This is a genomic window from Agromyces sp. Leaf222 (genome assembly GCF_001421565.1).
Taxonomy (GTDB): Bacteria; Actinomycetota; Actinomycetes; order Actinomycetales; family Microbacteriaceae; genus Agromyces.
In genome coordinates this window covers 1,865,446-1,877,313 of record NZ_LMKQ01000001.1, presented here as the reverse complement: position 1 = coordinate 1,877,313, position 11,868 = coordinate 1,865,446, and the positions used below count along the sequence as shown (strand labels likewise).

The 11,868-nt window shown below is 70.9% G+C and carries 8 protein-coding genes; 3 read left to right on the top strand and 5 right to left on the bottom strand.

Going from position 1 to position 11,868, the window contains the following annotated elements; all coding sequences use genetic code 11:
- Nucleotides 1-54: 54 nt before the first annotated feature.
- Nucleotides 55-1,518 (bottom strand): GH1 family beta-glucosidase, encoded by a 1,464-nt coding sequence (locus ASE68_RS08220; RefSeq protein WP_055857238.1) that lies wholly within the window; start codon nt 1,516-1,518, stop codon nt 55-57.
- A 119-nt stretch (nt 1,519-1,637) separates the two neighbouring features.
- On the opposite strand from ASE68_RS08220, the gene ASE68_RS08215 reads away from it, so the two are divergent.
- Nucleotides 1,638-2,435, top strand: a complete 798-nt coding sequence (locus ASE68_RS08215; RefSeq protein WP_055857236.1) for a spermidine synthase — start codon at nt 1,638-1,640, stop codon at nt 2,433-2,435.
- 4 nt (nt 2,436-2,439) lie between these two features.
- Here ASE68_RS08215 and ffh read toward each other — a convergent pair whose 3' ends face one another.
- From ffh to ftsY, 3 genes are read right to left on the bottom strand one after another with little or no spacing between them, the layout of a single operon-like run.
- Nucleotides 2,440-4,023: a signal recognition particle protein gene (ffh, locus tag ASE68_RS08210; protein ID WP_055857233.1), complete on the bottom strand. Its 1,584-nt coding sequence runs from the start codon at nt 4,021-4,023 to the stop codon at nt 2,440-2,442.
- Between the two features lie 59 nt (nt 4,024-4,082).
- Nucleotides 4,083-4,571 carry a DUF2004 domain-containing protein gene (locus ASE68_RS08205; protein ID WP_055857230.1) on the bottom strand — a complete coding sequence of 163 codons (489 nt, stop codon included), beginning with the start codon at nt 4,569-4,571 and terminating at the stop codon, nt 4,083-4,085.
- Between the two features lie 28 nt (nt 4,572-4,599).
- The gene (gene ftsY / locus ASE68_RS08200) at nt 4,600-5,475 is read right to left on the bottom strand and encodes a signal recognition particle-docking protein FtsY (protein ID WP_055857228.1); all 876 of its coding nucleotides are present in this window, start codon (nt 5,473-5,475) and stop codon (nt 4,600-4,602) included.
- A gap of 102 nt (nt 5,476-5,577) precedes the next feature.
- Here ftsY and ASE68_RS08195 point away from each other — a divergent pair, with 102 nt between their 5' ends.
- The gene (locus ASE68_RS08195; protein ID WP_055857225.1) at nt 5,578-6,546 is read left to right on the top strand and encodes a TIGR03885 family FMN-dependent LLM class oxidoreductase; all 969 of its coding nucleotides are present in this window, start codon (nt 5,578-5,580) and stop codon (nt 6,544-6,546) included.
- On the top strand, nt 6,543-8,204 hold the full coding sequence (locus tag ASE68_RS08190; RefSeq protein WP_055857222.1) for an alpha-amylase family protein: 1,662 nt from the start codon (nt 6,543-6,545) through the stop codon (nt 8,202-8,204). Before ASE68_RS08195 ends, ASE68_RS08190 begins: the two co-directional genes overlap by 4 nt.
- 15 nt (nt 8,205-8,219) lie before the next feature.
- On the opposite strand, the gene smc is transcribed toward ASE68_RS08190, so the two are convergent.
- Nucleotides 8,220-11,753 (bottom strand): chromosome segregation protein SMC, encoded by a 3,534-nt coding sequence (gene smc, locus ASE68_RS08185; RefSeq protein ID WP_055857219.1) that lies wholly within the window; start codon nt 11,751-11,753, stop codon nt 8,220-8,222.
- Between the last annotated feature and the right edge of the window lie 115 nt (nt 11,754-11,868).

The following is an 11,868-nucleotide window of genomic DNA, read 5'->3' as shown; positions in this document are numbered from 1 at the left end:
AGCCGATCGGTCGGCAGCGGCGGCCGTGACACGCAGCCGGTCAGCTCGCGCTCGTCACGCGCCCGCGACCTGCGACGACACGGGCGCATCCGGGATCGCGCGCGTGCGGATGAGCTCGGCGTACCAGAGCGCGGAGTCCTTCGGGAGGCGCTCGAACGTGTCGTAGTCGACGCGCACGATGCCGAACCGCTTCGAGTAGCCGTAGCCCCACTCGAAGTTGTCCATGAGCGACCAGACCTGGTAGCCGCGCAGGTCGACGCCGCGCTGGATCGCGCGGTGCGCCGCCGTGAAGTGGCGCCGCAGGTAGTCGGTGCGGTCGACGTCGTGCACCGCAGGGCCGTCGGGCCCGTCGACGACGACGTCCGCGAAGGCGGCGCCGTTCTCGGTGACCATGAGGGGCAGCTCGGGGTACGCGTCGTGGAGCGACACGAGCAGGTCCTCGAGGCCGGAGGGGTCGATGTTCCAGCCCATCTCGGTGTACGGGCCGGGCTGCTCGAGGAACTCCACCTGCTCCGAACCGGGCCACGCCGTGCCGCCCATGTCCTTGTGCCCGTCGGCGTTGACGCGGGGGCTCTCGCCGTCCCACATGCGCACCGTGACGGTGGAGTAGTAGTTGACGCCGAGCAGGCTGATCGGCTGGTGGATCAGCTCGGTGTCGCCCGGCTTCACGAAGGCCCAGTCGGTGACGTGGGCCGTGTCGGCGATGACGTCGGCCGGGTACTCGCCGTCGAGCAGCGGGCCGAGGAACACGCGGTTCGCGAGTCCGTCGATGCGTCGCGCCGCCTCGGCGCCGGTCGGTCCGGAGGGGCGGATCACGTGCAGGTTCAGGGTGATCGAGTAGCCGGGGTCGTTGGTGACGACCCCGCGCAGCGCCTCGATCGCGAGGCCGTGGGCGAGGTTCAGGTGGTGCACGGCCGCGAGGGCCTTCGCACCGTCCATGAGGCCGGGCGCGTGCGCACCGGAGCCGTAGCCGAGGTACGCGGAGCACCACGGCTCGTTGAGCGTGGTCCAGACGGCCACCCGGTCGCCGAGGCGTTCACCCAGGATGCGCGCATAGTCGGCGAAGGCCTCGGCCGTCGCGCGATTGGCCCATCCGCCCTCGTCTTCGAGCGCCTGCGGGAGATCCCAGTGGTAGAGGGTCGCGATCGGGCGGATGCCGCGGGCGATGAGCCCGTCGACGAGTCGCTCGTAGAACGAGAGGCCAGCCTCGTTCGCGGGGCCCCGGCCGGTCGGCTGGATGCGCGGCCACGCGATCGAGAAGCGGTAGGCCTCGAGGCCGAGGCGCGCCATGAGGTCGAGGTCCTCGTCGAGCCGGTGGTAGTGGTCGCAGGCGCGGTCGCCGGTGTCGCCGTTCCAGACCTTGCCCGGCGTGTGGCTGAACGTGTCCCAGATCGAGGCGCCCCGGCCGTCTTCGCCGGCGGCACCCTCGATCTGGTACGAGGCGGTGGCCGATCCGAACAGGAAGTCGGGGCCGAAGGCGAGGCCGGAGTCGCGGTAGTCCGCCGAACCGATGGTCATGATGTGAGGCTCCCCAATACGAGATGGCGGCAGTCGGCCGCCACGGATCACTGTATCGCGCCGAAGCCGTTGCTTACAGGCCTGTAAGTAAATCCGTCGTCCGTCCTAGAGTGGAACCCATGGACGCGCAGCCCCTCGAACTCGACTCCCCCGACGTGCGAGCCGAGCTGCTGCCCGGCCGCGGCAGGAACGGCGGCGTCTCGCTCGTCATCGACGGCGTCACCCAGTCGCACGTCAACCCGATCGACGCCCGCGACCTGCAACTCGAGTACACGCGCTTCGTGGCGGCCATCGTCGACGGATGCCACGAGCCCGACGAGCCCGTGCACGTGCTGCACCTCGGCGCGGGCGCCCTGACCATCGCGAGGTACCTCGGCGCGACGCGCCCGGCATCCGTGCATCATGTCGTCGAACTGCACCGGTCGCTGGTGGAGTTCGTGCTCGACGCGCTGCCGCTCGACCCCGCGATCGAGATCACGTTCGAGTTCGACGACGCCCGCGAGGCCGTCGAGCGCGCGGTGACCCACTCCGCCTCGTTCGACCTCGTGATCGCCGACCTCTTCGCGGGCAGCCGCACGCCGGACCACCTCTCGACGGCCGAGTTCTTCGACGACCTCGGTCGGCTGCTCGCCCCCGGCGGAGTCCTGGTCGTGAACACGATCGCCACGGTCGGGCTCGGCACCTCGCGCGAGGTCGGGGCCACCCTCGTCGACGGGTTCGACGAGGTCGCGGCGGTGGCGTCCCCCACGGTCATCGCCGACGCGGGCCTCGGCAACGTGGTGTTCGCGGCCTCGAACGACGAACTGCCGCGCCGCCGCATCCGTCGCCGCCTGGATCAGACCCACCGGCGCATCGAACTGCTCGACGGGCCGTCACTCGCCGACTACCTCGGTCAGGCGCGAACGCGCCACGACTGAGCGATCAGCGACCGAGCAGCTTCTGCATCTTCGCGAGGTCTTCGGCAGAGGGCGTCGGCGCAGCGCCGCCCTTCGCGCCGAGGCCGAAGCCCGAGCCGGCCGGCGCCTGCGCCCCGGCGACCGGACGCCCCTCGGCGATCGCCGCATTCTCGGTCGCCCGCTTGGCCGGGTTGCCCGAGCGCGAGCCCGACGACTTCTTCTTGCCCTTGGCCGCCTGGCGCTTGCCGCCGCCGTGCGCGCCGCCGCCGGGCATCGGCCCCATGCCGGGGATCTGCGGCATGCCGCCGCGCGCCACGGTCTTCATCATCTTCGCGGCCTGCTCGAACCGCTGCACGAGCTGGTTCACGTCGGTGACGGTCATGCCGGCACCGCGGGCGATGCGCAGGCGTCGCGAGCCGTTGAGGAGTTTCGTGTTCTTGCGCTCGGCCGGCGTCATCGACTGAATGATCGCCTCGGTGCGCACGATCTCGCGCTCGTCGAAGTTCTCGAGCTGCTGCTTCATGCCGCCGGCGCCCGGGAGCATGCCGAGCATCTTCTTGATCGAGCCGGCGCCGCGGAGCTGCTGCATCTGCGCGAGGAAGTCCTCGAGGGTGAACTGCTCGGTCGCGAGCTTCTCGGCGACCTTCATCGCCTCTTCTTCATCGAAGGCGGACTGGGCCTGCTCGATGAGGGTCAGGATGTCGCCGAGGTCGAGGATTCGACTCGCCATGCGATCGGGGTGGAACGCCTCGAAGTCGTCGAGACCCTCACCGGTCGAGGCGAAGATGATCGGGCGCCCGGTGACCGAGGCGACCGAGAGCGCGGCACCGCCGCGCGCATCGCCGTCGAGCTTGGAGAGCACCACGCCGGTGAAGTCCACGCCGGCCTGGAAGGCCTTGGCCGTGGTGACCGCGTCTTGGCCGATCATCGCGTCGATGACGAAGAGCACCTCGTCGGGGTTCGTCGCCTTGCGGATGTTCGCGGCCTGCTTCATCATCTCGGCGTCGACGCCGAGGCGGCCGGCCGTGTCGATGATGACGACGTCGTGCTGGGCGCGCTGAGCCTGGGCCACGCCGTCCTTCGCGACCTTCACGGGGTCGCCGACGCCGTTGCCGGGCTCGGGAGCGTAGACCGGCACGCCGGCCTGACCGCCGACGACCTGGAGCTGGTTGACGGCGTTCGGGCGCTGCAGGTCGCTCGCGACGAGGAGCGGCGTGTGCCCCTCTTTCACGAGCCACTTCGCGAGCTTGCCCGCGAGCGTCGTCTTGCCGGCGCCCTGGAGGCCCGCGAGCATGATGACGGTCGGCGGGTTCTTCGCGAACTGCAGGCGCCGCTGCTGTCCGCCGAGGATCGCGACGAGCTCGTCGTTGACGATCTGCACGACCTGCTGTGCGGGGTTCAGCGCCTTGTTGACCTCGTCGCCGAGGGCGCGTTCGCGCACATGCGCCGTGAACTCCTTGACCACGTCGAGCGAGACGTCGGCATCGAGCAGCGCGCGACGGATCTCGCGCACGGTGCCGTCGACGTCGGCCGCAGAGAGCTTGCCCTTGGTGCGGAGATTCTTGAAGGTCTCGGCGAGGCGGTCAGACAGGTTTCCGAAGGTAGCCATGGTGCTTCGATTCTAAGCGACCGCGGATGCCTCGCTGCGCGCGCCCTGGAGGAACGGGGTCAGCCCTCGAACCGCACGTCGACGACCTCGCGTCCGACGTCGATCGTCGCGATGAGCCGCTCGTCGGTCTCGTCGGGCGCGAGCGCGTACTCGAACTCCGCGAAGGCCTCGCCCTCGCCGAAGAGCTCGGGGCGGAGGTCGACGCGCACGAGCGTCATCGACCGCAGCGCGTCGATCTGCCGGTCGCCGGAGTCGCGTCCGATCGCGTCCTCGATCTCTTCGGCGAGCTCGGACTCGGGGTCGAGCAGCACGTTGAGGAACTGCACGGCCGGGGAGCTTCCCGAGTCGAGCTGGCTGACGAACGCGTTGCGAACCTCGTCGTCGGCGAGCTCGAGCTCACTCACGAGTGCCGCCGCGGAATCGAGCGCCGGAATCGGCACCTCGTCGTCTTCGGTCTCGAGGACGACCTCGACCCGCTGGTCGGCGTACTCGATCATCTCGGACCAGTAGTCGCCGACGATGCCGAAGTAGTCGTGCTCGGTGGCCATGGGCCGCCCTCCTCTGGTGTGGCCGGCGTCAGCCGACGAGTTTCTGCGCGAAGACGTGGGGGGTGAAGCCGGTGAGGTCGTTGATGCCCTCGCCCTGGCCGATGAGCTTGATCGGCAGGCCCGTCTTCTCCTGCACGGCGAGCACGAAGCCGCCCTTCGCACTGCCGTCGAGCTTCGTGAGCACGAGGCCGGTGACCCCGCCGTGCTCGATGAACGCCTCGGCCTGCGCGAGCCCGTTCTGCCCGGTGGTCGCGTCGAGCACGAGCAGCACCTCGCTGATGGGGGCCTGCTTCTCGATGACGCGGCGGATCTTGCCGAGCTCGTCCATGAGCCCGCCCTTGGTGTGCAGGCGACCGGCGGTGTCGATGATGACGATCTCGATGCCCTCGCGCTTGGCGCGGTCGACGGTCTGGAAGGCGACGGATGCCGGGTCCTGGCCTTCGCGCTCGGGGCGCACGATCTCGACGCCGGCCCGCCCGGCCCACGTGGCCAGCTGGTCGACGGCCGCCGCGCGGAAGGTGTCGGCCGCGCCGACGACCACGGTGCGGTCGAACGTGCGGAGGAAGCGCGCGAACTTGCCGATGGTCGTCGTCTTGCCGACGCCGTTGACGCCGACGACGAGCACGACCGCCGGGCGCTCGGTGAGCTTCAGCGTCGGGTCGTACTTGACGAGCCGCTCCTCGACGATCTCGCGGAGCATGCGCTGCACGTCCTTCGGGTCGGTCGTGCGGTAGCGCTCGACCTGCGCCTTGATCTGGTCGACGATCTCCTCGGTGATCGCCGGTCCGAAGTCGGCGCGGATCAGGGCGGCCTCGAGGTCGTCCCAGGTGTCCTCGTCGATGGTCTTCGCTCCGAAGACCCCACGGAGGGCCGCGCCGAGCGACCAGGATGCGCGTTCTGCCATGCCTCCAGCCTAGAGCGCCCGGTACACGGCGGGCGGCGCGCGGGCAAGGGGTTGTCCGCCGGAGCCGGGCACGCGAGCCTCTGAATGACGGAAGGAGTGCGAATGACGATCGTGGGATTCCACGCCTCGCACGAACAGCTCCCGCCCAGCCGCCTGCTCCGGGCCGTGAAGCAGGCCGAGGAGGCGGGCTTCGACGCCGCGATGTGCAGCGACCACTTCGAACCGTGGAGCGCCAGACAGGGGCACTCCGGGTACGCGTGGAGCTGGCTCGGCGCGGCGCTCGAGTCCACCGGGTTCCCGCTGGGCGTGGTGACCGCCCCCGGACAGCGCTACCACCCGGCGATCGCCGCGCAGAAGCTGGCGACGCTCGCCGAGATGTACCCGCAACGGTTCTGGGCCGCCCTCGGCAGCGGCGAGGCGATCAACGAGCACGTCACCGGCGATCCGTGGCCGTCGAAGGAGGAGCGCGACGCGCGGCTGACCGAGACGGTCGACGTCATCCGCCGGCTCCTCGCCGGTGAGGAGGTGTCGGTGGACGGCCGGGTCACGGTGGATCGCGCCCGCATCTGGAGTCTCCCCGACATCCCTCCCCCGCTCCTCGCCGCGGCGGTGAGCACCGAGACCGCCCGGGAGGTCGCGGCGTGGGCCGACGGCGTCATCACCGTCGACCAGCCACGTGAGGACCTCCGTGCGTTCATCGCCGCATACCGCGACGCCGGCGGTGAGGGACCCGTCGCGGTGCAGGTGCACCTGAGCTGGGCGCCCACCGACGTCGAGGCGATCGAGATCGCCCACGACCAATGGCGGCAGAGCCTCGTGCCCCCGCACCTCGCCTGGGAGCTCGACCGACCGGAGGACTTCGACGCCCGTACCGCCGATGCCACGCCGGAGCAGGTGGCGGGCACCCTGATCGCCTCGGCCGACACCGGTCGCCACCTCGACCACCTCGCCGGCATCGCCGAGCTCGGCGTCGACCGCATCTTCCTGCACCACGTCGGCACGAAGCAGGACGCGTTCATCGACACGTTCGGCGAACGGGTGCTCCCCCAGCTGAAGGAGGCCGCACGATGAAGATCACCGACCGCAGCGACCTGTGGTGGAAGACGGCGGTCGTCTACTGCCTCGACGTCGAGACCTACATGGACTGGAACGACGACGGTTCCGGCGACTTCGAGGGCCTCGCGCACCGCCTCGACCACCTCGCTGAACTCGGGGTCACGTGCATCTGGCTGATGCCCTTCCAGCCGACGCCCGAACGCGACGACGGCTACGACATCACCGACTTCTTCGGCGTCGACCCGCGGCTCGGCTCGCTGGGCGACGTCGCCGAGTTCACCCGCACCGCGCGGGATCGCGGCATGCGGGTGATCATCGACTTCGTGATGAACCACACCTCGGAGAAGCATCCGTGGTTCAAGTCGGCCAGGCGGAGCCGCACCTCGCCGTACCGCGACTGGTACGTGTGGCGGGACGACCCGCCGAAGACGCCGAACGCCGTGTTCCCCGGCGAGGAGGACTCGATCTGGGAGCTCGACGAACGCACCGGCCAGTACTACCTGCACAGCTTCTACCGTCAGCAACCCGACCTGAACATCGCCAATCCGGCCGTGCGCGACGAGATCGCGAAGACGATCGGGTACTGGCTCCAACTGGGCATCTCGGGGTTCCGGGTCGATGCGGTGCCGTTCCTCATCGAACCGCCGGATGGCGTCGACATCGGCGATCCGCACGAGTTCCTCCGCGACATCCGACGCTTCCTGCAGCGCCGTTCGAGCGAGGCCGTACTGCTCGGCGAGGTGAACCTCCCGTATGACGAGCAGCTGGAGTTCTTCGGCCGCACCGGCGCCCCCGCCGAACTCACGATGCAGTTCGACTTCCTCGGCATGCAGGCGCTCTACCTCTCGCTCGCGCGCGAGGACGCCCGGCCCCTCGCCGAGACGCTCGCGAAGCGCCCGGTGCTCGAGCCGGAGGCCCAGTGGGCGAACTTCGTGCGCAATCACGACGAGCTCACGCTCGACAAGCTCTCGGATGCGGAGCGCGAGGAGGTCTTCGCGGCGTTCGCGCCCGAGGAGCGGATGCGGGTCTACGACCGGGGCATCGTGCGCAGGCTGCCCCCGATGCTCGACGGGGACCCTCGCCGCGTGCGCATGGTCTACAGCCTGCTCTTCTCCCTGCCCGGAACACCGGTGCTGTTCTACGGCGAGGAGATCGGCATGGGCGAGAACGCGGCGCAGGAGGGCCGCCAGGCCGTGCGCACGCCCATGCAGTGGACGAGCGGCGCCAACGGCGGCTTCTCGCGGGCGACGCCGTCGAGGCTCGTCGCCACGCCGCCGGGCGACGGCACCGCGCCTGAGCACGTCAACGTCGAGGCGCAGATGCACGACCCGGACTCGCTGCTCTCCTTCGTCAAGCGCCTCGCGGTGCGGTACCGGAGCTCGCCCGAGATCGGCTGGGGCGAGCTCGACATCCTCGCGACGGAGGACGACGCGATCCTCGCCCATCGCATCACCGCCGATGTCGGCCGATTCGTCGCCGTGCACAACTTCGCGCCGGCGCCCGCCCTCGTCTCCCTCGACCTCGGCCCGGTGGCGCCCGACAGCGTGCTCTCCGACCTGTTCGACGTCGCGACGACGCCACTGGATGAACGGGGACGCGTCGACGTGCACCTCGACGCGTACGGCTACCGCTGGTTCCGCATCGTCGAACCCGACGACCGTCGGCTGACCTGAGGAGGCGAGTCCTGCTCAGCTCGCCTTCGCCGCGGGCTCCTCGCGCACGCGCTGGCCGACGACCGCCGACACGCCGTCCTGCCGCATCGAGACGCCGTAGAGCGCGTCGGCGATCTCCATCGTGCGCTTCTGGTGGGTGATCACGATGAGCTGGCTGTTCTCGCGCAGGTCCTCGAGGGTGGTCAGCAGTCGCCCGAGGTTCGCGTCGTCGAGCGCCGCCTCGACCTCGTCCATGATGTAGAACGGGCTGGGGCGGGCCTTGAAGATCGCGAGCAGCAGCGCGACCGCGGCGAGCGATCGCTCGCCGCCCGAGAGCAGCGAGAGCCGCTCGATCTTCTTGCCGGCGGGGCGGACCGCCACCTCGATGCCGGTGGTCAGCATGTCGTCGGGGTTCGTCAGCGTGATGCTGCCCGCGCCGCCGGGGAAGAGCACCGGGAAGACCTTCGTGAACGCCTCCTGGGTGTCGTCGAAGGCGTCGCGGAAGATCGTCGACATCTTGCCGTCGATCTCCTCGATGATCGTGAGGAGGTCCTTGCGGGTGTTCGCGAGGTCGGTGAGCTGCTCGGTGAGGAACTTGTGCCGCTGCTCGAGCGCGGCGAACTCCTCGAGGGCGAGCGGGTTCACGCGGCCCAGCTGCGCCAGCTTGCGCTCGGCGGCGGTGTAGCGGCGCTGCTGCTCCTCGCGACGGTACGGGCGGGGCTCGGCATCGGGGTCGTCCGCGTCGTCGGGCGGGATCGGCACGTCGGGCCCGTACTCGGCGACGAGCACCGCCTCCTCGAGCCCGAGCTCGGACTCGGCGCGCTCGACCAGGCTGCCGACCTGCAGCTTCTTCTCGTAGATGCGCAGCTCGAGCCCGTGCACGTCTTCGGTGACGGCGTGCAGGCGCTCGCGCACGCTGCTCTCGTCGCGCCTGAGCGCCTGGAGCTCCTCGTTTCGCGCCGATCGCTCTGCCTCGGCACGCCCGAGTGCGAGCCCCGCCTCGCCCACCGACGCATCGACCGATGCGAGGGCCGCGGGCAGCCACGCGGCCACCGCGGTCGCGGCCTCGAGCTGCGATCGACGAACCACGGCACGCCGCGCGGCCTCGGCAGCCGCCCGTCGCTCGGCGTCGTGCTGGGCCTGCATCGCGCGGATGCGCGCCTCCTCGGCACGCACGCGCTCGCGGGCGGTCTCGAGTCGCAGCCTGGCCTCGACCTCGGCCTCGCGGGCGCGTTCGAGTCGAGCGGATGCCGCGTCGCGGGCGCTCGGGTCGAGCACCGGTCGCGGCACCGCGCGGGCGGCTTCGAGCGCATCCTTCGCGGTCGCAGCAGCGGTCTCGGCGGTGGCGACGCGCTCCTCGGCGTTGGCGGATGCGAGCTGCAGGCGCTCGGACTCCGACTCGGCCGCCTCGGCCTGCACGCGTGCGCGGTTCAGGCGCTCGGTGCGCTGTGCGAGCTGGGCGTCGAACTCCCGGAGCGCCGTCAGGGCGAGCTTCGAGGCGTCCTTCGCGCGGGCGTGCAGCTCCCGCTGCTCGCCGAGCTCGGCGCGACGTCGTTCGATCTCGCTCCGCACCTCGTCGAGGCGGGCCGCGGCCCGATCGCGTTCGGCGAGCAGCTCGATACGGCTCTGCTTGCGACCGGTGCCGCCTCGCACCACGAACCGGCCCACGACGGTGCCGTCGCGCGTGATCACGGTGGCGGGAACGGGGCGTGCCGCGAGCTCGGACTCGGCGGCGCGCACGGCGTCGAGGTCGTCGGCGATGAGCACCTCGGCCAGGAGGCCGAGCACTCCCGCGGGCGCGGTGACCACGTCGGCTGCGGCGACGAGGCCGTCTGGCACGTGGTCGCCGGCCGGAGCGGGCGACCCGGAGGTCTCGGCGAGCACGAGTGCCACGCGGCCGAGGTCGCCCTGCTCGGCGTGCACGAGTGCGCGATGCGCGGCACCGAGGTCGTCGACGAGCACGGCGTCGCTCAGCGAGCCGAGCGCGGCCGATACGGCCGCCTCGAATCCCGGCTGCACCTGGAGCGACTCGGCGAGCAGGCCGCGCACGCCGTCCAGGCGCGCTCCAGCGAGGGCGGCCGACCCGTCGCGCTGGTCGAGCGCGAGCGACAGCGCCTGCGTGCGGGCGGCGAGCGCGCCCTGTTCGCGTTCGCGCTCGTGCAGCTCCTCGCGGAGGCGTTCCATCTCGCCCTCGGCCTCGAACACGGCCGCCTGCGCGAGTTCGTACGCCTCGTCGAGGTCGGTCTCGGCCGACTGCTCGATCTCGGCCTCGGCCTGGGCCTCGGCGAGTGCCCGCGACGCGGCTTCGCGTCGCTCGGCGGAGGCCTCGAGGGCGTTCGCGTGCCGCAGCACCTCGCCGCGCACGGCCGCGAGCTTGGACGCCTCGGAGTCCGCCTGGCCCGTGAGCTTCGAGAGGCCGAGGTCGTACGCCTGCACCTCGGCGCTGCGTCGGGAGATCTCGACGTCGACCGAATCGAGTTCGGAGCGGGCATCGTGGGTCGCCTGCTGGGCGTCGTCGAGCGCGGAGGCCGCGACGTCGATGCCCTCGCGGATGTCGTCGAGTTCGGCCAGCGCGTCGTCGATCATCGAACGCGTCACGGTGGGCGCCGCATCCGATGCGTCGTCGGCGACGGAGAGCAGCGCGATGCGCTGGTTCGCGAGCGAGTCGAGCGATCGCAGCGCCGTGCGCGCCTGCTCGAGGGCGAAGCTCGTGGCCCGTGCCGCGTCGACGTCGTCGCCGAGGTGCGACTGCTCGAGTGCTGTGACCCGGGCCTGCCGCTGCTCGAGATGGTCCTGCAGCACGAGCCGCTCGGCATGGCGCTGCTGCTCGTTGCGGCCATGGTCCTCGAGCGCGCGGCGGAGGCCGATGACGTCGTCGGCGAGCAGGCGCGCCCGAGCGTCGCGCACGACGGCCGCGATGGTCGCCGCCTCCCTGGCCACCTCGGCCTGACGACCGAGCGGCTTCAACTGGCGGCGGATCTCGCCGGCCAGGTCGGACAGGCGCGTGAGGTTGGCCTGCATCGCGTCGAGCTTGCGGATCGTCTTCTCTTTGCGTCGACGGTGCTTCAGGATGCCCGCGGCCTCCTCGATGAAGCCGCGCCGGTCCTCGGGCGTGGCCCTGAGCACCGCGTCGAGCTGGCCCTGGCCGACGATGACGTGCATCTCGCGGCCGAGGCCCGAGTCCGAGAGGAGTTCCTGCACGTCGAGCAGGCGACAGGTCTCGCCGTTGATGGCGTACTCGCTCGACCCGTTGCGGAACAGCGTGCGGGAGATCGACACCTCGCTGTACTCGATCGGCAGCGCGCCGTCGGAGTTGTCGATCGTGAGGCTGACCTCGGCGCGGCCGAGCGGCCCCCGCGTGGAGGTGCCCGCGAAGATGACGTCCTCCATCTTGCCGCCGCGGAGCGTCTTCGCCCCCTGCTCGCCCATGACCCAGGCGAGCGCGTCGACGACGTTCGACTTGCCGGAGCCGTTGGGGCCGACGATGCAGGTCACGCCCTGTTCGAAGGCGAAGGTGGTCGGCTGTGCGAAGGACTTGAAGCCCTTCAGCGTCAGGCTCTTGAGGTACACGTCCCACCCTTCCGACTCGCGAGAGCGCTGCGACGAGCGTAGTCGAGGTCGGCACGTCGAACGGACTTCCCCGCCGGGCTTCGCCGGATCCGTCGGTTGCCGGCTCGGAACCCCC

Bases quoted from the DNA above. Each gene is read 5' to 3' on its own strand.
- ftsY (WP_055857228.1), bottom strand. From the start codon at position 5,475: ATGGCAGAACGCGCATCCTGGTCGCTCGGCGCGGCCCTCCGTGGGGTC.
- ffh (WP_055857233.1), bottom strand. From the start codon at position 4,023: ATGGCTACCTTCGGAAACCTGTCTGACCGCCTCGCCGAGACCTTCAAG.
- ASE68_RS08195 (WP_055857225.1), top strand. From the start codon at position 5,578: ATGACGATCGTGGGATTCCACGCCTCGCACGAACAGCTCCCGCCCAGC.
- ASE68_RS08215 (WP_055857236.1), top strand. From the start codon at position 1,638: ATGGACGCGCAGCCCCTCGAACTCGACTCCCCCGACGTGCGAGCCGAG.
- ASE68_RS08190 (WP_055857222.1), top strand. From the start codon at position 6,543: ATGAAGATCACCGACCGCAGCGACCTGTGGTGGAAGACGGCGGTCGTC.
- ASE68_RS08205 (WP_055857230.1), bottom strand. From the start codon at position 4,571: ATGGCCACCGAGCACGACTACTTCGGCATCGTCGGCGACTACTGGTCC.
- ASE68_RS08220 (WP_055857238.1), bottom strand. From the start codon at position 1,518: ATGACCATCGGTTCGGCGGACTACCGCGACTCCGGCCTCGCCTTCGGC.